This window comes from Mycolicibacterium sp. MU0050, from assembly GCF_963378085.1.
Classification (GTDB): domain Bacteria; phylum Actinomycetota; class Actinomycetes; order Mycobacteriales; family Mycobacteriaceae; genus Mycobacterium; species Mycobacterium wendilense.
Map to the genome: position 1 here is coordinate 1,824,051 of NZ_OY726395.1, position 25,879 is coordinate 1,849,929.

Consider the following 25,879-nt stretch of genomic DNA (forward strand, 5'->3'; position numbering starts at 1 on the left):
ATAATTGACAATGTGTCGAGATGTTACGGGGTTCACAACCGAGCTCCGCAGTGAGGAGGCCCCAATGCAGGCATGGCAGTTCAGCACCGCGGAAGCCGGACTGGAGTTGACCGAGGTCGACGCCCCGGCACCGGGCCCGGGGGAGGTCCTCATCGACGTCGCCGCCGCCGGCATGTGCCACTCCGACGTGCACATCGTCAACGGCCACGGCGACGATTGGCTCCGGAAGCGGCCGATCACCCTGGGCCACGAGGTCGCCGGCACCGTGAGCGGACTCGGCGCCGGAGTGACCGGCCTCAACGTCGGCGACCGCGTCGCGGTGGCGCTGCCCGCACATCCCATCGAGCAGGCGGACTTCACCAACGGCATCGGTCTCGGGTTCGACGGCGGCTACGCCAAACAGGCTGTCGCGCCGCGTGACATCGTCGTTGCCATCCCCGACGGCGTCCCGTTCACCCACGCCGCGGTGGCCACCGACTCCATCGCGACCGCCTATCACGCCGTCGTCGCCGAGGCCGGCGTGCAAGCCGGCGCGAAGGTGGCCGTCATCGGCCTCGGCGGTCTGGGACTCAGTGCGGTCGCGGTCGCGAAGACCCTGGGCGCCACCGTGTACGGCGTGGACATCAACACCGCGGTGTTCGACACCGCGCGAGAACAGGGCGCCGCCGAGTGCTTCGCCAACATCGGCGAGGTCCCGACCCCGATCGATGCCGTGCTGGATTTCGCCGGCATGGGGACCACGACGGCCGAGGCCATCGCGGCGGTCAAACCCGGCGGTCGCGTCGTCGTGGTGGGCCTGGGGGCACCGGAGGCGAACATCCCCACGCACCTGCTGGTGACCAAGAACGTCCAGCTGCGCGGATCCTTGGGCGCCAGCATCCCCGACCTCGAGGCCGTCCTGGAACTGCTGGCGACAGGGCAGATCGTCCCGGCGATCGAAGAGGTTCCGTTCGCCGAGGTTCCCGCCGCGTTGGCCCGCATCGAAGCCGGGCAGGTGCAGGGGCGCCTGGTGACGTGTCCGTGACGTCGCGACGCGCCCTCGTCGAGACTGCGCTCACCGTGCGCGCGACGCGCATTCCGGCACGGTCCGCGCAGCCTCGACGCCGCACGTCCGACTCCGCGCAGCAACCGGGGACCGTGGCCCCGGCGAGATAGAGTGACCTGTTATGTCCACCTCAGCGTCCAGCGCCAGCGGTGACGACGCGGTGCTGCTCGGCGACCGGCGTGCGCCCAGCAAGGGGGAGCGGCAGCGCCGCGCGATCCTCGACTGCCTGCCGGAGTTGTTGTCCCGGCGCCCCATCGGCGAGCTGACGGTCGGGGAGATCGCGGCGGCCGCGGGCGTGCGGCGCTCGGGCTTCTACTTCTATTTCGAATCGAAGTATGCGCCGCTGGCCGTCATCACCGCCGAGATCTGGACCGAGTTGATGAGCCGGGCCCAGTATTTCGCCCGGGGTGCCGACGAGTCGGTCCGCGACTTCATCGGCCGGACCGGCGATATCGCGCTTGGTCTTTGGCGTGACCACGAAGGTGTCCTGACGGCATCGGTGCAGGCGATTCCGCTCGACGAGCAGATGGCCACGCTGTGGGACGAGTGGAATCAGCAGCTGGCCGACGTCATCGCCAACCAGGTGATCGAGGATCAGAAGAAGGGTGTGGCGCACCCGGTTTCCGACGACGTGCGCGGGCTCATCACCATGCTGCTGGAGATGACCATGCACGTGTTCTACATGGACCGGCTGCGCAAGAACGACCCCGAGCAGACCCACGCCACCCGCGAGATGGTGCTCGCAATCTGGCTGGCGTCGGCCTGGGGAATCCCCAACGCTCCCTAGCTCTTATCCACGTAGCGTTCGCGCAGCTTGCCCTTGACGAGCTTGCCGGTCGGCGTGCGGGGCAGCTCGTCGATGAAGTCCACCGAGCGCGGCGCCTTGTAGTGGGCGATCCGCTCGCGGACGTAGTCGATGAGTTCCTGGGCCAGCGCGTCGTCGCCGGTCACCCCGGCCGCCGGCTGCACGATCGCCTTGACCTGCTCGCCCATCTCGGGATCCGGCACCCCGATCACCGCGACGTCGTGCACGGCCGGATGCAGCGCCAGCTCGTTCTCGATCTCCTGCGGGTAGATGTTGACCCCGCCGGAGATGATCATGAACGACTTGCGGTCGGCCAGATAGAGATAGCCGTCCTCGTCGACGTAGCCGAGGTCGCCGACGGTGGTCCAGAACGGGTGCTCGGGATGCTGTGCTTCCTTGGTCTTATCCGGATCACCGTGGTACTCGAAGGGCATCTCGTCGCGGGCGAAATACACCGTGCCGACGGTCCCGGGCGGCACCTCGCGTCCTTCGTCGTCGCAGATGTGCAGTGGCCCAAGGACACTGCGGCCCACCGAGCCGGGGTGCTCCAGCCAGTCCTTCGAGTCGATGAAGGTCATGCCGTGGGCCTCGGTGGACGCGTAGTACTCGTAGATCACCGGCCCCAGCCAGTCGATCATCGCCTTCTTGACGTCGACCGGGCACGGGGCCGCGGCGTGGATGACCACCCGCAGGGTCGACAGGTCGTAGCGGGTGCGGATCTCCTCGTCGAGCTTGAGCAGGCGCACGAACATCGTCGGCACCATCTGGGTGGCGGTCACACGGTACTTCTCGATGTAGCGCAGCGTGTCCTCGGCGACGAATTTCTTTGCCATCAGCACGGTTCCGCCGAGGGCCTGCACCGAGCCGCACCACCGCAGCGGCGCGGCGTGATAGATGGGCGCCTGCGATAGGTACACGTCGCCCTCACCGAGGCCGAACAGGGCCTGACCGATCGTCACGATGGGCTCACCCGGATCTTCGACGTTGCGGTCGGACAGCGGCGGGCGCACACCCTTCGGAAAGCCGGTGGTACCAGAGGAATACAGCATCACCGCGCCCGCGGGCCGCTCGGTCAGCGGCGGTCCGGCCTGCTCCAGGGCCTGCTCGTAGGACTCGTAGCCGGACACCGCGCCGCCGAAGGCCAGCCGCAGCGAGGGGCCCTCGACCTGCTTGGCCACATCGGTCGACAGATCCTCCAACGAGGCCGCCGCGATCAGGGCCCGGGCGCCGGAGTTGTTGACGATGTAGGCGGCCTCGGGCGCGGTCAGGTGATGGTTGATCGCGGTGACGTACAGCCCCGAGCGCTGGGTGGCCCAGTACACCTCCATGGCCTCGGGCGCGTTGTCGGTGAGCACCGCCACCACGTCGCCGCGGCGCAGGCCCGCGTCGTGGAGCACCCGGGCCAGGGCCGCGGAGCGCTGCTCGAGCTGCCCGTAGGTGGTTACCGCGCCGGTCTCGGCGACGATCAGAGCCGGCCGGTCGGGGTTGTTTTGCGCATGCGCACCGGGGTACATGAGGAATCCTCTCGGTGAATCAGAACCGGTCAGTGCAACAAGATTACTAGGGCGTCTCGAGCTCGACGGGCTTGAGCCGCAGTCCCTCGAAGTCGCCCGAGTCCCACCACTTTTCGATCATGTCCCAGAACTCGACCTCGCTGCCCTGGTACACGTCGCCCCAGAATCCGTGGGCGAGGTCGCCCTGGCCGTTGTAGTACCCCGGAGTGCACGTCGAGAGGTAGAACAGTCTAGCCAGGCCGGACTCGCGGGTCCGTTGCACCCACTCCGCCTGAGCCGCCTCGTCGGGCTCGATGGTGGCGACGTTGTGCTGCAGGGCGTGGCCGATGATGCGGGCGGTGTGGCGGGCCTTTCGGTCGAGCATGTAGCTGAAGTTCACGACGTAAGCGTTCTGGCTAACGCCTAGTTCGACGAAGTTGGGGAAACCGGTGGAGAAGAACCCGTGCAGGGTCTGGTGTCCCACGGCGAAGTGCTCCCGCATGGACACCCCGTCGCGACCGAGGATGTCGTAGCCGTACCGGTCCGCGGTCGACGAGCCCGTCTCGAACCCGGTCGCGAAGACGATGCAGTCGACGTCGTAGTGCGTGCCGTCGACGACAAGGCCTGTCTCGGTGAATCTTTCGACGCCGTCGGGGGAGTGGACCAGATGCACGGACGGCTCGTTGAACGACTGCAGATATTCGTCGTTGAAGGTGGGGCGCTTGCAGATCGCACCGAACCAGGGCTTGAGGGCCTTGGCGGTGGCGGGGTCCTCCACGATCTCCTCGATCCGGGCGTGCACGCCGCGCATGAAGCGCATGTCGGCGACCTCGGCGAGCGCGATCTGGTCCTCGAGGGCCAGCCCGTCCAGCGGCGTCTCGACGAAGTGCTGGCCGGTGATGTCGGTCAGCAGCGTGGTCCAGATGTCGCCGACGAGGTTCTCGTCTTGGGGATGGCCGTTGACCAGCGAGTTGAAGTTGTGGTGGCGGCGCTGCTGCCAACCCGGCGTCAGGCCCGCGGCCCACTCCGGGTCGGTGGGCCGGTTGTCGCGGGGGCCGACGACGCTGGGCGTGCGCTGGATGACGAACAGCTCCTTGGCGTCCTTGGCCAAGAACGGTACGGCCTGGACTCCGGTGGCGCCGGTGCCGATGATCGCGACGCGCTTGTCGGCCAGCTTGGTCATGCCACCGTGCTGGTCGCCGCCGGTGTAGTCGTAATCCCAACGGCTGGTGTGGAACATCGCACCGGAGAAGTCCCCGATACCCGGGACCCGCGGGAACTGGGGCTTGTTCAGCGGGCCGTTGGCGCGGACGACGAACCGCGCCGTCAGGACGTCGCCGCGGTCGGTCCGGATCTCCCAGCGCTGGCTGTCTTCCGCCCAGACCACCGAGGTCGCCGCGGTCTGGAACAGTGCGGCGCGGTAGAGGTCGAAGTGGCGGCCGATGCGCTTCGAGTGCTCGAATATCTCGTCACCGTCGGCGTAGCGCTGCGTCGGGATGTAGCCGGTCTCCTCGAGCAATGGCAGGTAGATGTAGGACTCGACGTCGCACTGCACCCCGGGGTAGCGGTTCCAGTACCAGGTGCCGCCGAAGTCGCCGGCCTGTTCGATGATGCGGAAGTCCTTCACGCCCTGCTGCGTCAGATAGGCGCCGGCCAGCAGCCCACCGAAGCCGCCGCCGAGGATGACCACGTCGTGCTCGGCCTGCACGGCATCGCGCACCAGCGGCTCGCTGTAGGGGTCGGTGGCGTCGGCTTCGCGCAGGTCGGCCAGCCCCTGGAACTGTTCGAGATGGTCGTCGCGCAGGCGGCGCGCCCGCTCGTCGGCGTAGCGCTGCCGGATCGGGGCGGGATCGAAGTCGATGTCGATCGTGATACCCGACGCGGGCAGGGCGAAGGTCATCTCGGTACCTCTCGAAAATAGTTGACACTGCGTCTATGACTGGAGACACCATGTCATATAGTAAGTTGGATCACAAGTGAGCGGGATCACCCTGCGCCGACCCCGAGGAGCTTTCGAGTGAACGTAGAAGTGGCCCAACCCGCACCGTCCTACGTCCAGGGCCGCACCGATACACCCCTGCTCATCGAGACCATCGGCGCCAACCTCGACCGCACCGTGGCCGCCTTCGGCGACCGCGAGGCCCTGGTCGACGTCCCCACCGGCCGGCGCTGGACCTACCGGGAGTTCGACGCCGACGTGCGGCGCCTGGCCAGCGGGTTGCTGGCCCTGGGCCTCCGGCCCGGCGACCGTGTCGGCATCTGGTCGCCGAACACCCCGGAATGGACCCTGGTGCAGTACGCGACCGCGCGCATCGGCGCCATCCTGGTCACCATCAATCCGGCCTACCGCGTCGAGGAACTCGAATATGTCCTCACCCAGTCCGGCGCGCGGACCGTCATCGCCGCCGCGTCGTTCAAGACCTCCGACTTCGCGGGCATGCTCGACGACGTCCGCGGCCGCTGCCCCGAACTGCAGGACGTGGTCATCGTCGGCTCGCCGTCGTGGGAAGCGTTGGCGGCCACCGAAAGTGACGATGCCGCCCTGGCCGGGGTGGCCACCGGGCTGACGCCCGACGACCCGATCAACATCCAGTACACCTCGGGCACAACGGGATTCCCCAAGGGTGCCACCCTGACCCACACCAACATCCTCAACAACGGCTACTTCGTCGGCGAGGGAGTGGGCTACACCGAACACGACCGCGTGTGCATCCCCGTGCCGTTCTACCACTGCTTCGGCATGGTGATGGGCAACCTGGCGTGCACCAGCCACGGCGCGGCAATGGTGATCCCGGCGCCGGGATTCGACCCCGCGGACACCCTGCGGGCGGTCGCCGAAGAACGCTGCACGTCGCTGTACGGGGTGCCGACGATGTTCATCGCCGAACTCGCGCTCGAGGATCTCGACTCCTACGACCTGAGCAGCCTGCGGACCGGCATCATGGCCGGCTCACCCTGCCCGGAGGTGGTGATGCGCCAGGTCATCGAGCAGATGAACATGGGCGAGGTGGCCATCTGCTACGGCATGACCGAGACCTCGCCGGTGTCCACCCAGACCAGTCCCACCGACACGCTGGCCCAGCGCACCGGCACCGTCGGCACCGCGGGCCCGCACCTGGAGATCAAGGTCGTCGACCCCGACACCGGCGAGGTCCTGCCCCGCGGCGAGCCCGGCGAACTGTGCACCCGCGGCTACAGCGTGATGGCCGGCTACTGGAACGACGAGGCCAAGACCGCCGAGGTGCTCGACGCCGAGGGCTGGATGCACACCGGGGACATCGCCGTGATGGACGAGCAGGGCTACGTCGCGATCACCGGGCGGATCAAGGACATGGTGATCCGCGGCGGGGAGAACATCTACCCGCGCGAGATCGAGGAATTCCTCTACCAACACCCCGACGTCGTCGACGCGCAGGTGGTCGGGGTTCCCGACGAGCGCTACGGCGAAGAACTGATGGCCTGGCTGCGGATCCGGGACGGCGCCGAAACTCCGACCGCCGAGTCCATCCGCGAGTTCTGCGCGGGCCGCATCGCGCACTACAAGATCCCGCGGCACGTCGCGGTGGTCGACGAATACCCGATGACGGTCACCGGCAAGGTTCGCAAGATCGAACTGCGCGAGCGCGCCGCGCAGATGCTGCGCGGCTGAGCGCGCGAGGCGGGTGCCGCCAAAATTGACACTGGCGCGGCGGCAGCGACAGGATGCTGTCCATGCGCACCCACGGGTGGGGCGGAGCCACCCCCGCGAGTGACGAAGAGGCCATCGAACGAATTCTCGACGCCGCCGCGGCCGCCATCGACCAGCGCGGCGCGGCGATGCGGGTGGCCGACGTCGCCCGCACCCTTGAGGTGTCGCGGCAGACGATCTACAACTACTTTCCAGGCAACACGCTGCTCGAGGCGGTGGCGACGCGCTCGGGCCTGCGATTCATCGAACGGCTGCGCGCGCATCTGGCCGGCCTCACGGATCCGGTCGACGCGCTGGTGGAAAGCTTCGCGTTCACGCTGGAATGGCTGCCCAGTGACAAGCCGGTGCAGCTGATGCTGGTCAACGATTTCGGCCGGACGTCGGTCGAGGTCACCTCGGACCGGGCAAAGGAGTTCGGCCACGGCATCCTGGCCGGCCTCGACGTCGACTGGGCCGCGCTCGGCATGGACGACGACGCCATCGACGACTTGGTCGAGTACATGCTGCGGATGCTGCAGTCCTTCATGATCGACCCGGGGCGCCCGCCGCGCACCGGCCAGGAGCTGCGCGGCTACGTGCGGCGCTGGCTGGGGCCCGTCGTCACCGCCGAGATCGCCAGTCATCAACCGTGATCGGCCACGCCGTGCTCCCACGGCTGCCGGTCCACCACGTCGCCCATCCGGAAGGCACGTCGGGCTCGGAAAATTCCATCTCGCAACCCGGCACGAAGGATTGATGATCTAAGTAAACTGTCAAGTCAGCTGGCATCGGACTACAAGGGAGCCCAGCATGACCTTCGACAAGGTGATTCTCAACGGCCGCTGGTTCGACGGGACGGGCGCGCCGTCGGCGGTGCGTAACCTCGGGATCCGCGACGGCCGGGTCGCGGCGGTGACCACCGAACCGATCGACGGCACCGAGGTGGTCGACGCCACCGGCCGCTGGGTCATTCCGGGCATCATCGACATCCACACCCACTACGACGCCGAGGTGCTGGCCGCGCCGGAGTTGTCGGAATCGTTGCGGCACGGCGTGACCTCCATCGTGATGGGGTCGTGTTCGCTGTCCACGGTGCACGTCGATGCTTCCGAGGCGGCCGACCTGTTCGGCCGGGTGGAGGCGATCCCGCACGAGCACGTGGTGCGCATCGTCGGGGAGCACAAGAACTGGAACAACGCGCAGGAGTACATCGAGGCGCTGGAGTCGCTGCCGTTGGGGCCCAACGTGACCGCTTTCATCGGGCACTCCGACATCCGGGTGGCGGTGATGGGGCTGGACCGGGCGACCCGCAAGGACGTGCGCCCCACCCGCGCCGAGCGCACCCGCATGGAGGAGATGCTGGAAGAGGCGCTCGACGCCGGCTTCATCGGGTTGTCCTCGCAGCAGCTGCTTTTCGACAAGATCGACGGGGACGTGTGCCGGTCCCGCACGCTGCCGTCAACCTACGCGAAGGCCCGGGAACTGCGCCGGCTCAAGTCGCTGCTGCGCCGCCGTGACCGCGCCCTGCAATCGGGGCCTGACATCAGCCATCCGCACAACATCGCCTCGCAGGCGCTGCAGTCGCTGGGCATCGGCCGCCCGCGCCTGAAGACCAGCCTGTTGGCCGCCGCGGACATGAAGTCCGCCCCGGGTGGCATGTGGCTGACCGTGGTGCTGGCCGCGATCGCCAATCGGCTCGGCGGCGACTTCCGCTTCCAGCACCTGCCGGTGCCGTTCGAGGTGTACGCCGACGGGATCGACCTGGTGATCTTCGAGGAGTTCGGCTCCGGCGCCGCCGCACTGCACCTCAAGACCGAACTCGAGCGCAATGAGCTGTTTCAGGACGAGGACTACCGCCGCCGGTTCCGCAAGGACTACGACAGCAAGTTCGGCCCACGGGCGTGGCACCGGGACTTCTTCGACGCCGAGATCGTCGCCTGCCCCGACCAATCCCTGGTCGGCAAGTCGTTCGGTGCGGTCGGCGTCGAGCGCGGGGGACTGCACCCGGTGGACGCCTTCCTCGATCTCGTCCTCGAGCACGGCGAGAAATTGCGCTGGCGCACAACCATTTCCAATCATCGGCCCAAGGCGCTGCGGCAGCTCGCGGTCAAGAACGGCATCCAGATGGGTTTCTCGGACGCCGGGGCGCACCTGCGCAACATGGCGTTCTACAACTGCGGGCTGCGGCTGCTGCGCCATGTCCGCGACGCCCAGCGCGCGGGTCAGGAGTTCATGACCGTCGAACGCGCCGTGCACCGGCTCACCGGCGAACTGGCCGACTGGTACCGGCTGGACGCGGGACATCTGCGGATCGGCGACTGGGCCGACGCGGTGGTGCTGGACCCCGAACGGCTCGACGCCGCGCTCGACGACTACCACGAGGCGCCCATTCCGGCGTTCGGCGGTATGCGGCGCATGGTCAACCGCAACGACGCGACGGTCAGGGCGGTCATGGTGGCCGGGCGCACCGTCTTCGCCGAAGGGGCGCCCACCGACCTGCTGGGCAACCGGCGCACCGGCAGCTTCCTGCGGGCCGACGGCCGACCCCGCAACGTCCCGCCGCGTGAGCCCGCCGCGGCCGATCCCGCCGAGACCAGGGCCGCCGCGACCGTATGACCACGCCGCAGCGCCTGACCATCGAGGTACCGCACCTGCGTTTCGAGGCGTTGACCTGGGGGCCCGACGATGGGCGGCTGATGCTGTGCCTGCACGGCTACCCGGACACCGCCTGGACCTGGCGGCACCTGGGCCCGCACTTCGCCGAGCAGGGCTTCCGCGTGGTCGCGCCGTTCATGCGCGGCTACGCCCCCACGGAGTTGGCCCGCGACGGCGACTACGGCGTCGGCGAACTGATGCGCGATGCCCTTGCGCTGCACCAGAATCTGGGCGGCGGGGCCGACGCGGTGCTGGTCGGCCACGACTGGGGCGGCCTGACCGCCAACGGCCTGGCCGCCTACCCGCAGAACCCCTTCGCGAAGGTGGTGAGCATGGGGGTGCCGCTGGTGACGGGCCTGCAGCCAGGCTCGGGGCACGGCGCCGCGAAGCTGCGGCTACTGCCGCGGCAGCTGAAGATGAGCTGGTACATCTTCTTCCAGCAGCTGCCCGGGATCTCCGAGCGCAATCTGGACCGGGTGCTGCCGAAGCTGTGGCGGGACTGGTGCCCGCCCGGCTACGACACCGGCGCCGATCTCGACCACCTGTGGCAGAGCCTGTCGGACCCGAGCCGCCGCACCGCTGCGCTCTCCTACTACCGAGCGGTGTTCCGGCCGCTGCGGCGCGGCCGCCACCATCGCGAGCTGGATCGGTACGCGATGGGCGCGACACCGGTGCGGCACCCCATGCTGGTGTTGCACGGACGCCTCGACGGTGCCATCGACGCGCGCCTGGCCGCGCTGAGTGTCGAAGGGCTGCCGGCCGGCAGCGCCCACCAGATCATCGACGGCGCCGGGCATTTCATGCACCTCGACCGGCCGGCCGAGGTGCACCGGCTGATTGGCGACTACGTGCGCAGCTCGTAGTCGGCCGGGTCCACCCGGCGGGTCCACTTCCAGTAGTCGACAATCCGGAACCCGTAGAGCGTGGGGACCTCCCCGGCGGCGTTCTTGTAGTAGCTGACCACGTTCGGGTGGGTGTACACCATGGTCTTGAGCCGCTCCTGATTGCGGCGGTGGTAGTCCCGGCACACCTCCGGCCGCGGCGCGGCCCAGCGGGCGCCGGCCCCGATCACCATGTCCAGACACGCCATGACGTAGCGCATCTGGCATTCCGAGTTGTAGATGATGCTGGTGCCGTTCACCGCGTTGGTGCCCGGGCCGTACATGCAGTACAGGTTGGGGAAGCCCGGCACGGTGACACCGAGGTAGGCGTACGGCGATTCACCCCACGCGGCGTTCAGGGACACGCCGTCGAGGCCGCGGATGTCGACCGGGCCCAGCTGATGGTTGACGTCGAATCCGGTGGCCCACACCAGGACATCGGCACGCCGATGCACGCCGTCGACCGTCGTCACCCCGTGCGCGTCGATCTCGGCGATGCCGTCGCGGATCAGCTCGACGTTGTCGCGCTGCAGCGTCGTCAGCCAGGTCCCGTTGTCCTGCAGCATCCGCTTGCCCATCGGCGGGTAGTCAGGGATCACCTTGGCCAGCAGGTCCTCGTCGGTGGTGAACGCACGCATCCAGGCGATCAGCATCTCCCGGATGCCGCGGTTGGCCTCACCGCAGGACAAGCCGCCGTCGTCCCAGCCGGGGTCCATCATCACGCGTTCCTCGGCGGCGTCGGTCAGCGGCCACCACGACAGGAAACGCAGCCAGCGCCCGTAGTACGGCAGGTGCCGGATCGCCCAGCGGGCGCCGTCGGGGATGGAGTCGTGATAGGCGATGTTGGGCGCCATCCACTGCGGGGTGCGCTGATAGACGTCGACCCGCTCGACGTCGTCGGCGATGGCCGGGACCAGCTGGAACCCGCTGGCGCCGGCGCCGATCACCGCCACGCGTTTACCGGTCAGCTCGACGTCGTCGCGCCAGTCGGCGGTGTGGAACGCGGGACCGGCAAATGTGCTCGCGCCCTTGATGTCCGGGACGACCGGGTTACTGAACTGCCCGACCGCGCAGATCAACGCGCGGGCGCGCAACTCCTCCGCCGAGCCGTCGGCCGCGCGGATCCGGACCCGCCACACCGACTCCGAGTCATCCCAGACGGCCTCGGTGACCTCGGTGGAAAACCGGGTGTGCTCGGCGATCCCGTGCTTGGCGGCCACGTCCTCGAGGTAGCGCAGGATCTCCGGCTGCTCGGAGTAGTAGTGCGTCCAGTGGTCGGTGGGTTCGAAGGAGTACGCGTAGTACTGATTGGCGATGTCGACGCGGCACCCCGGATAGCGGTTGGCCCGCCAGGTGCCCCCGACGCCGTCGCGCTTCTCGACGATGGTGAACGGGATACCGGCCTGTTGCAGCTTGATGCCGGCCAGCAATCCCGCCTCTCCGCAGCCGATCACGACGACGGGAAACGCGCTGCGCTGCTCGGGTGTCGACGTCAGCGGCGGGCCGTTCTGGTCGGCGTCGGTGAGCCGCAGGTCCGCGGCGACGTAGTCGATGTACTCGTCGGTGACCTGGCCGTCGGCCATCACGTCGAGCATGACGCGCATCTGTTCGGCGTCCGGGACGAACGGCGGCGGGCAGCCCCGGTCCCGGTATTCGCGCACCACGTCGTAGGCCCGGTCGCGCACGGCCTGCTTGTCCGGTTCGTTCATCCCGCCCTGCAGGTCCATCGGGATCAGCATGAACGGGCGGGGGAGTTCGTCGAGCAGGCCGAGGTCGCCGGTCATGTGCACCATCGACATCAGCAGCGCCGGCACGCTCGCCTCGTCGATGGCGGTGCGCAGCACGTCGTCGGAGTCGTTGAACGGCAACCCGATCAGCGCGTCGGTGTTGCGCGAGTCGGTCATCCCGGGTGCGGTCGGGTTCATCGGCTCACCCTCCAGTCGCTGCGTTGCGCGTGGCCGCGGACGAGTACGACGACGCCCAGTACATCGTTGTTTCGCCTGCGGGGCAATGCTAGCGCCCGATTGGACACATAACAAAGAATGTCCAATCGACGTCCCTGGGGAAGAACTAGCTCGGCGCGTCCTTGAGCCGCACCATCCGCGTGGTCGAACTCTCGTCGAGTTCCACTTCTGGGCGCGACCGCAGAAAGTCGCTGAAGGACTTGTAGCCCAACGCCTTCTCGCTGAACGACGGGTCCATCCGCTTCATCTGCGCCTTGACCGCCGAGTTGTGCAGCCAGTCCGCGTCGTCGCGCTCCAGCCCGATCCGCAGGGCGCGGGTCAGCAGGTTGGTCGCGGCGGTTTGCGGGTCCGGTTCCTTGGCGGCCTTGGACGAGCGCCTGCGGTGTTTGGGCGACGGCTCGTCGTCGGACTCGGCCGGTTCGAACATCGGGACGTCCGGCAGCGCGTCGTAGGTGACGAACTCGTCGCACGCCGCGGCCAACGAGCGGCTCGAGGACCCGGCCACGCCGATGCCCACCACGTAGCGGCCGAGTCGCTTGCAGCGCTGCGCCAGCGCGATGTAGTCGGAGTCGCCGGCGACGATCACCACGTGCGTCAGGTCGGGCAGCCGGAACATGTCCTCGACCGCGTCGACGGCCAGCCGGATGTCGGCGCCGTTCTTGCCGTAGGCCGCGGCCGGGAAGAGCTGCACCAGGTCGACCGCGCGCCCCACCAGCTGGCCCTGGTAGCCGGCGTTGACCTCGGCCGACCAGTCGGCGTAGGCGCGGGTGAGCACCAGGGTGCCGAACGAGGAGGCGAAGTCGATGATGGCGCCGACGTCGACGGTGGCGCGCTCCAACCGCTCGGCGTGGTCTCCCGGGGTTTTGGCCCGGTCGCGTTGGAATGAGTTGCGCCCGTTGACCTGGTCGTACCGGGAAATCACGATGTTGTCGAAGTCGAGATAGACCGCGACGCGCGTCACACCGGTTTCTGTCATGGCACCCAGTCTGCTGGATGGAGAACGGGTACGGTTGCACTGTTGGTAAACCAGCCCGTCCGGAACGCCGACCGACAAGTTCAACCGATACCCCCCAGGACCCCATGGCCATTACCGACGTCGCCCAATACGCCCACCTGAGCCGCACCGAGATCGATGCGCTCGGTGCCGAGCTGGATGCGATCCGCGTCGACATCGAGGATTCGCTGGGCGCTCGCGACGCCGCCTACATCCACCGCGCGATCCGTTTCCAGCGGGCGCTGGACGCCGGCGCACGGCTGCTGATCTTCGCCGGTCGCTCCAAGGCCAGCTGGCTGCTGGGTGCGGTGTCGCTGGCGGCGGCCAAGAGCATCGAGAACATGGAACTCGGCCACAACATCGGGCACGGCCAGTGGGACTGGATGAACGACCCCGAGGTGCACTCCAATACCTGGGAGTGGGACATGGCCGGGGTGTCGTCGCACTGGCGGTACTCGCACAACTATCGCCACCACATGTACACCAACGTCCACGGCGTCGACGACGACCTCGGCTTCGGCATCATGCGGGTCTCCCGCGACGAGCCGTGGCGGCGCAAGTGGTTGGCGCAGCCGCTGCGCAACCTGTTGCTCGCAGTGATCTTCGAGTGGGGCATCGCCATGCACGGGCTGCACTCCGAACACGAGCGGGCCGACAGCGACGCCGAAAGATCCGCTCAGAGTGCCGCTTTGATGCGCAAGACGCGTCGTCAGCTGGCCAAGGACTACCTGGTGCTGCCCGCGCTGAGCGGCCGCCGCTGGCGTCGCACCCTGGCCGCCAACGCGGCGGCGAACATCCTGCGCAACCTGTGGGCGTACGCGGTGATCTTCTGCGGCCATTTCCCCGACGGCGCCGAGAAGTTCACCGAGGAGGCCCTGGTCGGGGAGACCAAGGCGGACTGGTATCTGCGGCAGATGCTGGGCACGGCGAACTTCGACGCGGGACCGGTGCTGGCCTTCGCCAGCGGGAACCTGTGCTACCAGATTGAACATCACCTGTTCCCCGATCTGCCCAGCAACCGCTATGCGCAGATCGCCGCGCGGGTGCGTGCGTTGTGCGACAAGTACGACCTGCCCTACACCACCGGGCCGTTCCTGCGGCAGTTCTTCTTGGCCCAGCGCACCATCGTCAAGCTGGCGGCCCCTGACCGCTTCTTGACCGCCACCTCCGACGACGCCCCGGAGACGGCGTCGGAGCGCAAGTTCTTCCCCGCGGGGGCGGCCTCGGCGGCCGGGTGATCGGCGTTTCGTTCTCCGCGGCCGCCACCCGTACCCTCTGAGCGTGACCGCGATTGATCCTGACCAGCTGAAAGTGTGCCTCCGGGTACTGGCCGAGGTCGAAACGCTGCCGCCGGAGCACCCGGATGCGGTCGCTGTGCGCCGCGCGACCGCCAGCCTGTGGAAGTCGGTGAAGATCGCCCGCCGCCACGCCAAGCGCGACGCCATCGCCGCCGCCGACAACGCCGTCACCGCTGCCACGGCCACCGGCGCGCCGGGCCGCATCGACGACGAGACCCAGGGGTTGCCGCTGGTGTCGACCGCGGTGGGCGCCACCGCCGGCACGCTGCAGCGCTCGCGCGCGTGCTACGTGTGCAAGGACCGCTACACCGTGGTCGACGCGTTCTACCATCAGCTCTGCCCGCAATGCGCCGCGTTCAACCGCAGCAAACGCGATGCCCGCACCGACCTGACCGGCCGCACCGCCCTGCTCACCGGCGGGCGCGCCAAGATCGGCATGTACATCGCGTTGCGGTTGCTGCGCGACGGCGCCCACACCACCGTCACCACCCGCTTTCCCAACGACGCCGTGCGCCGGTTCGCGGGCATGCCCGACAGCGAAGACTGGCTGCACCGGCTGCGTGTGGTCGGGATCGACCTGCGGGACCCCGCCCAGGTGGTCGCGCTGGCCGACACCATGGCAGAGCAGGGTCCGCTGGACATCCTGATCAACAACGCCGCGCAGACCGTGCGACGGGCGCCGGGCTCCTATGCCGCGCTGGTCGAGGCCGAACGGACCCCGGCCCCGGAACTGGTCGACGTGCTCACCTTCGATCACGTCAGCGACGCCCACCCGGCCGCGTTGGCGGGCAGCCTGGCCGAGCACCAGCGGCCGCACGCCCTGACCGAGCTGGCGTTGGTCGCGCGTAGCGCCTCCCCGGAGCGCATCGCCGCCGGGACCGCGGTCGACGCCGGCGGGCTGCTGCCCGACACCGCTCCGGTCAACAGCTGGACCCAGCGGGTGCACGAGGTCGACCCGCTGGAACTGCTCGAGGTGCAGCTGTGCAACCAGACCGCGCCGTTCATCTTGATCAGCCGGTTGCGCGGCGCGCTGGCCGCCTCGAGCGCGCGGCGCAAGTACGTGGTGAACGTGTCGGCGATGGAGGGCCAGTTCAGCCGCGGGTACAAGGGCCCCGGGCATCCGCACACCAACATGGCCAAGGCCGCCCTGAACATGCTCACCCGCACCAGCGCGGGCGAAATGCTCACGGAGGACGGCATTTTGATGACCGCCGTGGACACCGGTTGGATCACCGACGAACGTCCGCACCCGACCAAGCTGCGGTTGGCCGAGGAGGGCTTCCACGCCCCGCTGGATCTGGTCGACGGTGCGGCCCGGGTGTACGACCCGATTGTGCGGGGGGAAGCGGGCGAGGATCTCTACGGGTGCTTCCTGAAGGACTACGCAGTCAGCAACTGGTGAATGACGCTACCGCCTCGATGACTCAACTCAGCGAAAGCGCTCGACCCGGCTGTCCGGACTGCTAGCTTGAGCGGCGTACCGCGGTCCCCGTCGGCGGCGGTATCGACGTGAGCAACTCCGGCGATTTCTGAGCGAGGACCGCACGATGCGCAGAGTAGTCCAGTTCTCCACCGGCAACGTCGGGCGACACTCGCTGGCGGCCATCATCGGTCGACCGGACCTGGAGCTGGTGGGGGTCCACGCGGCCAGCGACAACAAGGTCGGACGCGACGCCGCCGAACTGTGCGGGCTCAGCGAACCCACCGGCGTCATCGCGACCGACGACATCGACGCGCTGATCGCGCTGCAGCCGGACTGCGTCGTCTACACCGCGTTGGGCGAGACGCGGCCGATGGAAGTCATCGAGGAGATGGCGAAGTTGCTCGCCGCCGGGATCAACGTGGTCGGGACGTCGATGGTGTGGCTGGTGACGCCGCGCCAGGCTGACGACTGGCTGCGGGCGCCGTTGGAGGAGGCGTGTGCCGCGGGCAACGCGTCGCTGTACGTCAACGGGATCGACCCCGGCTATTCGAGCGATTCCGCGGTGTTCTCGGCGCTGAGCCTGGTCACCCGCGCCCGGTCGGTCACCGTCCAGGAGATCTTCGACTACGGCAACTACGACGACTACGAATACACCGGGACCGCAATGGGTTTCGGCAACAGCCCCGACGACCCCTTGCCCATCGCGTTCCAGCTGGGGGTCATCACCTCGGTGTTCGGCGGCTTGGTGCGCAACATCGCCGCGCAGCTCGATGTGGAACTCGACGAGGTCCGCGAGCGGTACGAGCCCTGGTACACCCCGGAGCGCATCGAGTGCAAGATGATGACGGTGGAGCCCGGCGGGTTGGCGGCGGTGCGGTTCGCCGCCGAAGGGGTGCGCTCGGGCGAGCCGGTGATCACCGTCGAGCACGTCAACCGACTCACGTCCGCGGCGGCGCCGGATTGGCAGGTGCCCCCGGAGGGACAGCTCGGGGTGCACAAGGTGATCGTGGAGGGCGAACCTCGCGTCGAGGTGAACACCCTGCTGTCGCATCCGGTGCTCGACGTCACCGAGGCCGGGTGCCTGTCGACGGCGGCGCGCGCGGTCAACGCGATCGACTGGGTGTGCCGGGCGCCGGCAGGACTGATTGCGGCCGACGACATCCCGCCGACCGAGATGATCCGCGGCCTGATGTGGTGATGCGCGTTCGTTGAAGCCCGAGGGGAGCCGAGAACGTGTGAAGTAGCGACGCGCCGGGTATCCCGGGCTGCACACAGGTGCTCAGCTGAGGGAGACGTCGATGCGGTTGCGGCGCAGCGTGCTGACATCGCCGGGCATCACGCGGCGGCGGTGCGGCAAGGGATTCGCCTACACCGGCCCGGACGGGTCGGCGCTCAAAGATGCGGCCACGCTGCGCCGGATCGAGCAGCTCGTCATCCCGCCGGCGTGGAAGAAGGTGTGGATCAGCCCGTTCCCCAACGGGCACATCCAGGCGGTCGGCACCGACGTGGCCGGCCGCCGCCAGTACCTGTATCACGAGCAATGGCAGCAGGAGCGCGCCGAGGAGAAGTTCGACCGGGTGCTCGAGATGTCCAAGCAGTTGCCGGCCTGGCGCGAACGCATCGCCGAGGACCTGACCGGCCGGGGGCTCAGCCGCGAGCGGGTGCTGGCGCTGGCGCTGCACCTGTTGGACCGGGGGTACTTCCGCGCCGGAGGTGAGCAGTACGCCGAGGAGCACGAGTCCTACGGGATCGCCACGTTGCTGTGCGAGCACGTCAACGTGCGCGGCGCGGCGGTGGTGTTCGACTACCCGGCCAAGAGCGGGGTGCAGCGCACGCTGGAGCTCGAGGACCGGGAGGTGGCCCGCGCGGTCAAGGCGCTGTTGCGCCGGGGCAGGCGGACCGAGCGGCTGCTGGTGTGTCGGGCGGCCAAGGGCTGGGCGGACATTCGCGCCGACGACCTCAACGCGCGCTTCAAGGAGATGGTCGGCGACGATTTCAGCGTCAAGGACCTGCGGACCTGGCACGGCACCGTGCTGGCGGCGGAGGCCTTCGTCGGCGCCGATCCCGCGGCCTCGCAGCGCCAGGCGAAGAAGATCGAATCGGCCGTCATGAAGGAGGTCGCCGCGGAGCTGGGGAACACCCCGGCCGTGGCGCGCGGCTCGTACGTGGACCCGCGGGTGGTGGCCGGCTACGAGCAGGGGTTGACCATCGCGGCGGCCAGCCGGCGGGCCGCCAAGGAATCCGACCCGGCGGCCGCCCAGGCCATCCGGGAGAAGGCCACTCGGTCGCTGATCAGCCGGGTCGCCAAGGGCAGCGCCGCCTCCCGTCGTCCCGACGGGGTGGCGGTGGGGAAGGCGGCCTGAGGGGCGGCATCGCTTCGCGGAGTGGGGCCACGCGCGGGGACAGTGTGGAAGACTTTGCTGCCGAGGGGGTAGGACCCATGGCCGCGAATCGACGCTCGTCCCGATCGCCCCTGCGGGCCGATCTCGTGCTGTCCGGCGGCGGGGTCAAGGGCATCGGGCTGGTCGGCGCGGTCGGAGCGCTACGGGATGCCGGCTACGACGTCCAGCGGGTGTCGGGGACGTCGGCGGGTTCGTTGGTCGGTGCGGTGGTGGCCGCGGCCTCGCAGAGCGGGGAGTTGAGCAGCGCCCAGGTGCGCGAGCTCGCCTTGAGCGTGCCGTATCCCAAGTTCCGCGACAGCAGGACTCTCGAACGCATCCCGATTCTGGGGACCGCGTGGGGGCTGCTCCGGGAAACCGGGGTGTATCGCGGCGACTTCGCCCACGACTGGATACGGGGTGAGCTGAAGAACTTGGGGGTCACCACGTTTGGTGATCTCGCGATCGACGATGACCACCTGCTGCCGGAGCGGCGCTACCGGTTGGCGGTGACGGTCGCGGATCTGACGACGGGCCAGCTCGTGCGGCTGCCGTGGGATTATCGGCGGGTCTACGGCCTGGACCCCGATGAGCAGCTGGTGGCTGACGCGGTGCGGGCCTCGATGGCGATTCCCTTTCTGTTCCACCCGGTGACGTTGAAGAACGCCGCCGGGAAGCCCTCGACGCTGGTCGACGGTGGGGTGTTGTCGAACTTCCCGATCGATTCCTTCGACCGTCCCGACGGCAGGGAGCCGCGGTGGCCGACGTTCGGCGTGGCGGTGGTGCCCTATCTGCCCGCGCCGTCCTTCGAACAGTTGATTCCCGGCCTGCACCTGCCGTGTCGGAGCGGGCCGAGCTTCCTGGAGAGTCTGCTCACCACCATGCTGGTCGGCCACGACCAGGCTCACCTCAGTCAGCCGTGGGTGAAAGTGCGGGCGATACAGGTTGATTCGACCGACGTCGGGGTGCTCGACTTCGACATCTCCCGGCCCCAGGCCAGCGCGCTGTACGACAAGGGATACGCGGCCACCACCGAGTTCCTGTCGACGTGGGACTGGCCGGCCTACCTGGAGCGGTTCCGCCGCGCGCACTACGTGGAGTAGTTCAGCGGGCTGCGGGCTGGACGCGCGTTGCGTCGGAGGTCGGGTCGTCCGGGCTGCGTTCATCCACGGCAGCTCCGCCCACCTTGTGTTCCACCGCTGAGCCACAGTGCGTTTGGCCGGGGGTCGGTTTCTGGACGGTGGTTGTGCGTTGGTTGCCCGGAGGTTCCCCTGCCCGGTTCGCCCACCTCCGAGCGACAACGAACGACAACTGGCTTAGCCGGAATCGATTGTCGCGCATTGTCGCTCGGAGGTGGGCAAACCGGACACCCGGTGCTCTAGGTATTCTTGCGCTTTCGGCCTGGCGCAGCGGCGCTCCCACGCTGGGGCCGGCGGGGGCCGCGCGGGGCGGGCACCATGCCCTGCCGGGCGGGCACTGCGCGACATTGCATTTTCGTCCGCGACACGCCGATCCAGCGGACCAAACCGCTGTTTCGGCGCGGACGCCCCGGGCGCGGACGCCCCGGGCCGGACGCCCCGGGCGGCACCCAAGTGGCGCACCGGGGCGGCGGGCCGACTCACACCGACGCGGGTACCCGCTCGGCCTTCGCGCTCGCCGTCATCTCCTGCCGCAGCGCGGTGAAGTCCGAGATGGTCTTGGTGGCCACCGTCGCCACCGGCCGGGCGTTGCGGCCAGAGGCCTCCCGCTTGGACACCATCACGACCGAATCGATGTAGGGCTGAATGGTGGTGGCGTTCTGCACGGTCGCCACGATGATCAGCTGGAAGCCGAACTTGCGGAACGCCTGCAGCGCCTGCTGCGCGAACTGCGGGTCCGACTTGGAGAACGCCTCGTCGAGCATCAGCTGCGCGAACACCGGGCGGTTGTCCCCGCTGTCCGGTGACGCAAGGTTAAAGCTCAGCGCCCCGGCCAGGCAGAACGCCATCAGCTTCTCCTGCTCACCGCCGGAGTTGTCGCCGGCATTGCTGTGCGTGCGGATCAGCTCGTCGCTGTCGGCGTCCCACTCGGCGCAGTCGAACGTGAACCGGTTGCGCACATCCAGTGCATCGCGGGTCCAGGCCTTGTCCTCCGGCGCGGTGGACGCCAACCGGTTGCGCAGCCGCAGAATGTCGGCGTACTGGTCCAGGATGGCCTGCTTGTCGCCCAGGCCCACCTCGGCGATCCGGCGCGAGATCGCCCGCACGATCTCGGTCAGCTCGGCGACGGCGGTCAGCTGGCGCGGGGTGGCGCGCAGGGTCAACTTGGTGCCGCGGTTGAACTCGACGGCACCCAGGCCGGTGTTGACCCGGGCGATCTGATCGCTGATGCGGCGGGTCTCCTGCTCGGCAACCCGGTGCAGGGTCAGGATCGCATCGGGGGCCTGCTCGGTGACCAGACGCATCATCCGCTCGTAGGCCTCGGGCAGTTCGCGCTCGTCGATGTGCCGGCACAGCGCGACGTAGTCGTGCACCCGCTCGTCGAACACCTCGCTGTCGTTCGGGATCGCGTCGGGGAACGCGGTGTCGAAAGTGTTGAGGATGCGGGCCAATTCGTCATAGGAACGACGACGGCTCTCCCGCAGCTGCTCGCGTTCGCGGCGGATCGCGGTGAACAGCGCCTCGCGGTGCGGCTCGGGGCCCAGCAGCTCCAGCGGCACCGGGACCTCGGCGGCATAGCGGTGCAGCAGCTCGGTCAGCGGCTCGGACACGAACGGCGGGGACAGCCGCTCGGCCAACTCCAACAGCTGGGTGCGGCGGTGGTCCAGGTCGTCGCGGCGGGTCTGGATGGCACCGCGCCGCGTCATCAGCGTCTGGATCTCCGACCAGCATTCCTCGGCGCGGGCCGAGAGCGCCTCGATGTCGGGATGGTCGGCCAGCAGGATCTCGAACTGCTCGCGCAGCCGGTCGGCGTGCTTGTCGGCGGTCTCGACGTCGATGTGGTTCCACTGCGGGAACTGCTCGCAGATCGCCCGGCTGGCCGCGGCCCGGTCGCGCCACTGCTGGCGTTGGGCGGCAATGTCGTCGGCGGCGCGGCGGGCCTGCTGGTAGGCCTGCTCGGCGGCGGCCAGATCGACGGTCAGCGCGTCGATCTTGTTGGCCACATCGCCCTGATAGATGTAGTCGGCCTGCTTGAGCGGGCGGCGGTCGTCCTTGACGGCCAACCGATCCGAGTCCTTGTACAGGCCGGTGTCGGTGACCGCGCGCCGGAACCGGCTGAACACGTCGGGGGTGTCCACGCAGATGTGATCCCCGGCGTTGGCGACGACGTCGGCGGCCTCGGCCGCGCACGGATGGCCCGGGTCGACGACGAACAGCTTGCCCGCCAACGTCTTCGGGTCCGCCTCGGCGGGGGCGGCGCCGACCAGGCTGGCCCGCACGTGGTGCAGCTGCAGCCGACCGCGCATGTTGGTCTCGTTGACGAAGCGCAGCACCGCCGCGTAGTGCCGGTCGGGCACCAGCAGCCGCAGCCCGACCCCGCGCAGCACCTTCTCCACCGCCACCCGCCAGCGGCTGTGCTCGGGACGCAGATCCATCAGCTCGGCGATGTAGGGCAGCTCAGAGGCCTCGATGCCGACGGCCGCGCAGATGAAATCGCGCATGGTGATGGCCGATTCGGGCAGCGCGGAGCCCACCTGCTCGACGCGTTTGAGTTCCTTGGCGGCGTCGTCGCGGGCCATCCGCGCCACCTTCTGGGCGTACTCGGCGTCGGTGGAGGCCTCGCGGCCGCGGTCGAGCTTGGCCATCAGCTCGGTGGCCTGGGTGGTCAGCTCCTCGCGCAGGTTCCAGAACTCGTCGGCGGTTTCGGGCACGTCGAGATCCTGGGCGGCCAACAGCGATTCGTAGGCCGCGCGCCGGCGGGAGGTCTCCTCGGCTTGGGCCTCGGCGGCGGCCACCTGCGACTGCAGCGGGCCGATCGACGAGCTGGAACCACTGATCTGCGCGTTGAGCGAATCCGCCTCGGCCTTGGCCAGATTCAGCGAACGGGTGACGTCCTCGTATTCGTTGCCCAGCTGGTCGATGGTGCGGTCCAGCGCCTCGATCTGCGCCGGGCACTGCGCCAACCGGACGTGGTCGGTGTAGGCGCGCACCATGGGGGCGTCGACCAGGTCGATGATGCCCAGGTCGGAGGACTCCGAGACGTAGCGGGCCTGGATCTTCTCGATGTCGCCGAGGATCTTGCGTTTGCGCTGCGCGACGGCCAGCAGCTCGCGGGCCTCCACCAGCGGGTCGATCTGCTTGAGCGCCTCGGGCAGCCGGGCCAGGCTCTCGGGCTCGTCCAGCATGAAATCGCGGACGAACTGCTCCAACCCGCCAACGCTTTTCAGCGACTTGGCCTTGCCCAGCAGCTGCTGGGCGGCATCGGAGCTGCGGATGCCGATGGTGGCGTACAGCTGGGCCAGATACTGCGACTCGACCTTGGTGGAAAACCGCCAGCCGTCCTTGAACACCGCGGTGTCGAAGCGACCGGCCGCCCAGCGGTTGCACACCTCCTCGATGTCGCGGTCACCGTCGGCCAGCACGAACCGGCTCGAGGAGTCGGTGCGCGATTCGCCGGTCAGCCACTTGAGGACCAGACCGGTGACGGTGCGGCCGCTGTCACTGGCGTAGGTGACCGCCACCGCCGACCAGGCGGTGCCGTCGCCGCGCAGGTACATCACCTTGGCGGTGCCGCCGTCGCTGCGCTGGCCCCACGCGCCGCGGACGTACTTGTCCACGGTGCGCCGCCCGGCGCTGGACCCGGCGGCGGTGTTGTCGCCGGAGGCGTTGAAGTTGCGCCGGTTGAACGGCAGGAAGCCCAACGAGATCGCGTCCAGCAGTGAGGATTTGCCGCTGCCGGAGGCGCCGGCAATCAGCGCGCCGCCGGGGCTGAATCGGATGTCGTGGTACCCGTCGAACACGCCCCAGTTGATGACCTGCAGGCGGGACAGGTGGAACTGCTCAGACATCGAGGTCTTCCTGGTCGTCGGGGGTGTCGGCGGTGTCGTCGGGGGCCGGGGTGCCGCCGTTGAGCAGCATCTCGAACTGCTGCTGCAGCTCGGCGATCACCGAGGCCGTCATCACCGCGGTGATCACCGGGCTCACGGTGTAGCTGTCCTCGTCGTCGCGGCTCTTGCGCAGGATCTCCAGGGAGTGCAGCCGGGCGATCGCGGCGTCGATGCGGGCGGTGAACGTCACCGCGTCGCGGTCCACTTCGTTGAGCACCCCGGCGAACAGGGCGTGGATCTCGTCGCGGCTGATCACCACGGTCTGGTCGCCGGAGGCGCGCATGAACTGCGCCAGGTGCAGGGCCAGGATGGAGTCGTAGGTGCCCAGCGGCTCGCGGCGCAAAAGCTTGACGCCGCGGGCGGATTCGTAGCGGGCCTGCTCGATGAACGCCACGTCCACGTTCTCGGCCACGCGCAGCATCAGGTCCAGTTCGGAGAGCCGCACGCTGAGCTGGGCGCGGTACTCCAGCACCCAGCTGTAGAGGTCGCGGTCGGTTTCGGCGCTGATGTAGCGCCGGGTCAGCAGGTGCTGCAGCGCCCAGCAGGCCCGGTCGGGCAGCTCGCTGACGTCGCCGTCGAAGCGGGGCCGGCGCTGCTGCGGGGCGCGGGCGGTCTGGTCGACCTCGGGCAGGGCGGCCAGCGCCGCGTAGTCGAGGTCGCTTTCGGTGGCGGTCACGGCGCGGCTCCCAACAGGGTGGAGATCGGTTCGGTGAACATCAGGTGCGGGACCTCCATCTGGCGGTCGTGGCCGTCGACGGACTGGAACCGCACGACGGTCGACTCGCGGGTGTTCTCGGCGCCGGGCTGCTTGAGCGCCCAGGACCACAGCACGATGACGTGACCCAGGTACGCCGCGTCGAGTCGGTCGACCGCATCCGGCAGGGACAGCGGCCCGTCGGCGATCGCGGTGTTGATCATCTCCGACATGGCCGGCGCGTCGACCTGGGTGGTCAGCGCGGCGAAGCTGGCGATGTCGACCTCGCCCTGGGCCACCTCGGCGGGCTTCGGGTTGGACAGGTCGCCGATCCGGAAGCTCAGGGCGCCAACGGAACTGATGGTGTGCCGGGCCAGCGGCAGCTCAAGGTCCAGGCGCGAGTCGGTCAGCGATGCCTTCAGCAGGTTGCGGGAGGCGCCGATGGCGTCGCTGAGTTGACGGGCCACGCCGCGGCTCTGCTCGAGCATGCCGAACGCGGTGAACCGCTTGACCCGCTGCGCGCAGCGCTGCTGGATGCGCTCCACCTCGTCGATCTGATGGCCGACCAGTTCGAAGAAGCCGGCCATCACCTTGCGCAGCGCCGGGTCCAGGCCGGGCAGGCCGTCGGCGACGGCGGCGACGTCGGCCTCGAACTCGGCGCGCTGGTCGGGGTCGTTGATCATCCGGAGGAAGGCGCGGTGGCTGTCGCGGCCCTGGGAGTCCCAGGCGGCCTGGTAGTCGGCGTACATCTGGCGCTGCCGGTCGCGGTATTCGACGTTGCTGTCGATCGGGTCGTCCAGGGCGGCGGTGGCCTGCTCGATCATGGTGCCGTACTGGCCGATGTCGGTGATCAGCCGTTCCATCTGCAGGGCGATGGCGTGCGCCTCGTCGTAGGAGTCGGTGAGGTCCGGCTCGGCCCGCTCGGGTTCGTGGCCGTCATCGAGGGAGTCCAATTCGGCTTGCAGGTCGGCGATTTCGGCCTGCAGCCCGGCGCGGATCCGGTCGGTGTCGTTGCCCACCCGCATCGCGATCTGCTTGAGCCGCGAGGCGATGCCGGTGATCGAGCCGCCGGTGGCGATGGTGTCCTTGCGGCGCATGCCGCGCAGGAAGTCCAGCGCGCGGCGGGCCTCCTGGGTGAGGTAGCACAGGTTGCGTTCCTGGCCGGGGCGGGTGTCGGTGACCCGGTGCAGCCAGCCCTGGCTGGCCCAGGACTTGATGAGCGCCAGGCCGGACTGGCCGTCGGGGCGGTCCAGGTCGTCGAGATCGCGCTCCAGCAGCACCACCAGTTCGGTCTCCGGGAGCACCCCGCCGGACAGGTGGCGCTCCATCAGCGTGGCGTAGAGCCCCAGGTTGAGCGTGGACAGCAGCCGGACGGTGGGGGAGCCCTGGATGTCGCGATGCAGTTCGAGCAGCTCGGGAGCGGTCAGGGTGCTCTCAGCGTGGTCGTCCACTCGTCTCCTCTCTGGCTCTGCCCGCGGGTCCTCGGACGGTCCAACTTAGGCGACGGCGGCGACGACACCCCGCCGCTGGGTGCGTGGGTGGGCCGCGTGTCGGGC

18 protein-coding genes are annotated in these 25,879 nt (G+C 68.9%); 11 read left to right on the forward strand and 7 right to left on the reverse strand.

Annotated elements, in window-relative coordinates; all coding sequences use genetic code 11:
• Window positions 1-64 precede the first annotated feature (64 nt).
• Together R2K23_RS08670 and R2K23_RS08675 are read left to right on the forward strand one after the other, a co-directional pair.
• Complete coding sequence (locus R2K23_RS08670) at window positions 65-1,024, forward strand: zinc-binding dehydrogenase (protein WP_316516050.1); 960 nt, start codon at window positions 65-67, stop codon at window positions 1,022-1,024.
• 142 nt (window positions 1,025-1,166) lie between these two features.
• Window positions 1,167-1,832: a TetR/AcrR family transcriptional regulator gene (locus tag R2K23_RS08675; protein WP_316516052.1), complete on the forward strand. Its 666-nt coding sequence runs from the start codon at window positions 1,167-1,169 to the stop codon at window positions 1,830-1,832.
• Here the strand turns inward: R2K23_RS08675 and R2K23_RS08680 are convergent.
• Together R2K23_RS08680 and R2K23_RS08685 are read right to left on the reverse strand one after the other, a co-directional pair.
• Window positions 1,829-3,364, reverse strand: a complete 1,536-nt coding sequence (locus tag R2K23_RS08680) for an AMP-binding protein (protein ID WP_316516053.1) — start codon at window positions 3,362-3,364, stop codon at window positions 1,829-1,831. The genes R2K23_RS08675 and R2K23_RS08680 overlap by 4 nt on opposite strands.
• Before the next feature lie 46 nt (window positions 3,365-3,410).
• Complete coding sequence (locus R2K23_RS08685) at window positions 3,411-5,243, reverse strand: flavin-containing monooxygenase (protein WP_316516054.1); 1,833 nt, start codon at window positions 5,241-5,243, stop codon at window positions 3,411-3,413.
• Between the two features lie 129 nt (window positions 5,244-5,372).
• Between R2K23_RS08685 and R2K23_RS08690 the strand changes: the two genes are divergently transcribed.
• From R2K23_RS08690 to R2K23_RS08705, 4 genes are all read left to right on the forward strand, one after another.
• Entirely contained in the window at window positions 5,373-6,992 is a 1,620-nt protein-coding gene (locus R2K23_RS08690) for an AMP-binding protein (protein ID WP_316517152.1), read from the forward strand.
• A gap of 62 nt (window positions 6,993-7,054) precedes the next feature.
• Window positions 7,055-7,663 carry a TetR/AcrR family transcriptional regulator gene (locus R2K23_RS08695; protein WP_316516055.1) on the forward strand — a complete coding sequence of 203 codons (609 nt, stop codon included), beginning with the start codon at window positions 7,055-7,057 and terminating at the stop codon, window positions 7,661-7,663.
• 157 nt (window positions 7,664-7,820) lie between these two features.
• Window positions 7,821-9,626, forward strand: coding sequence for an N-acyl-D-amino-acid deacylase family protein (locus tag R2K23_RS08700; RefSeq protein ID WP_316516058.1), 1,806 nt, complete (start codon window positions 7,821-7,823; stop codon window positions 9,624-9,626).
• Window positions 9,623-10,528, forward strand: coding sequence for an alpha/beta fold hydrolase (locus tag R2K23_RS08705; protein ID WP_316516059.1), 906 nt, complete (start codon window positions 9,623-9,625; stop codon window positions 10,526-10,528). The genes R2K23_RS08700 and R2K23_RS08705 overlap by 4 nt, the downstream gene beginning before the upstream one ends.
• Here R2K23_RS08705 and R2K23_RS08710 read toward each other — a convergent pair.
• Complete coding sequence (locus R2K23_RS08710; protein ID WP_316516060.1) at window positions 10,510-12,471, reverse strand: flavin-containing monooxygenase; 1,962 nt, start codon at window positions 12,469-12,471, stop codon at window positions 10,510-10,512. The two genes, R2K23_RS08705 and R2K23_RS08710, sit on opposite strands and share 19 nt — an antisense overlap.
• Before the next feature lie 145 nt (window positions 12,472-12,616).
• Entirely contained in the window at window positions 12,617-13,486 is an 870-nt protein-coding gene (locus R2K23_RS08715) for an NYN domain-containing protein (RefSeq protein ID WP_316516061.1), read from the reverse strand.
• Between the two features lie 104 nt (window positions 13,487-13,590).
• On the opposite strand from R2K23_RS08715, the gene R2K23_RS08720 reads away from it, so the two are divergent.
• From R2K23_RS08720 to R2K23_RS08740, 5 genes are all read left to right on the forward strand, one after another.
• Complete coding sequence (locus R2K23_RS08720) at window positions 13,591-14,742, forward strand: fatty acid desaturase family protein (protein WP_316516062.1); 1,152 nt, start codon at window positions 13,591-13,593, stop codon at window positions 14,740-14,742.
• A 43-nt stretch (window positions 14,743-14,785) separates the two neighbouring features.
• Window positions 14,786-16,204, forward strand: coding sequence for an SDR family NAD(P)-dependent oxidoreductase (locus R2K23_RS08725; RefSeq protein ID WP_316516064.1), 1,419 nt, complete (start codon window positions 14,786-14,788; stop codon window positions 16,202-16,204).
• Window positions 16,205-16,349: 145 nt separating this feature from the next.
• On the forward strand, window positions 16,350-17,423 hold the full coding sequence (locus tag R2K23_RS08730) for an NAD(P)H-dependent amine dehydrogenase family protein (protein WP_316516067.1): 1,074 nt from the start codon (window positions 16,350-16,352) through the stop codon (window positions 17,421-17,423).
• A gap of 100 nt (window positions 17,424-17,523) precedes the next feature.
• The gene (locus tag R2K23_RS08735; protein WP_316516068.1) at window positions 17,524-18,588 is read left to right on the forward strand and encodes a DNA topoisomerase IB; all 1,065 of its coding nucleotides are present in this window, start codon (window positions 17,524-17,526) and stop codon (window positions 18,586-18,588) included.
• Window positions 18,589-18,665: 77 nt separating this feature from the next.
• Entirely contained in the window at window positions 18,666-19,706 is a 1,041-nt protein-coding gene (locus R2K23_RS08740) for a patatin-like phospholipase family protein (RefSeq protein WP_316516070.1), read from the forward strand.
• 515 nt (window positions 19,707-20,221) lie between these two features.
• Here R2K23_RS08740 and R2K23_RS08745 read toward each other — a convergent pair.
• From R2K23_RS08745 to R2K23_RS08755, 3 genes are read right to left on the reverse strand one after another with little or no spacing between them, the layout of a single operon-like run.
• The gene (locus R2K23_RS08745; RefSeq protein ID WP_316516071.1) at window positions 20,222-23,590 is read right to left on the reverse strand and encodes an ATP-binding protein; all 3,369 of its coding nucleotides are present in this window, start codon (window positions 23,588-23,590) and stop codon (window positions 20,222-20,224) included.
• On the reverse strand, window positions 23,583-24,305 hold the full coding sequence (locus tag R2K23_RS08750; RefSeq protein ID WP_316516073.1) for a DUF4194 domain-containing protein: 723 nt from the start codon (window positions 24,303-24,305) through the stop codon (window positions 23,583-23,585). Before R2K23_RS08750 ends, R2K23_RS08745 begins: the two co-directional genes overlap by 8 nt.
• Window positions 24,302-25,774: a DUF3375 domain-containing protein gene (locus R2K23_RS08755; RefSeq protein WP_316516075.1), complete on the reverse strand. Its 1,473-nt coding sequence runs from the start codon at window positions 25,772-25,774 to the stop codon at window positions 24,302-24,304. The genes R2K23_RS08750 and R2K23_RS08755 overlap by 4 nt, the downstream gene beginning before the upstream one ends.
• Window positions 25,775-25,879: the final 105 nt, after the last annotated feature.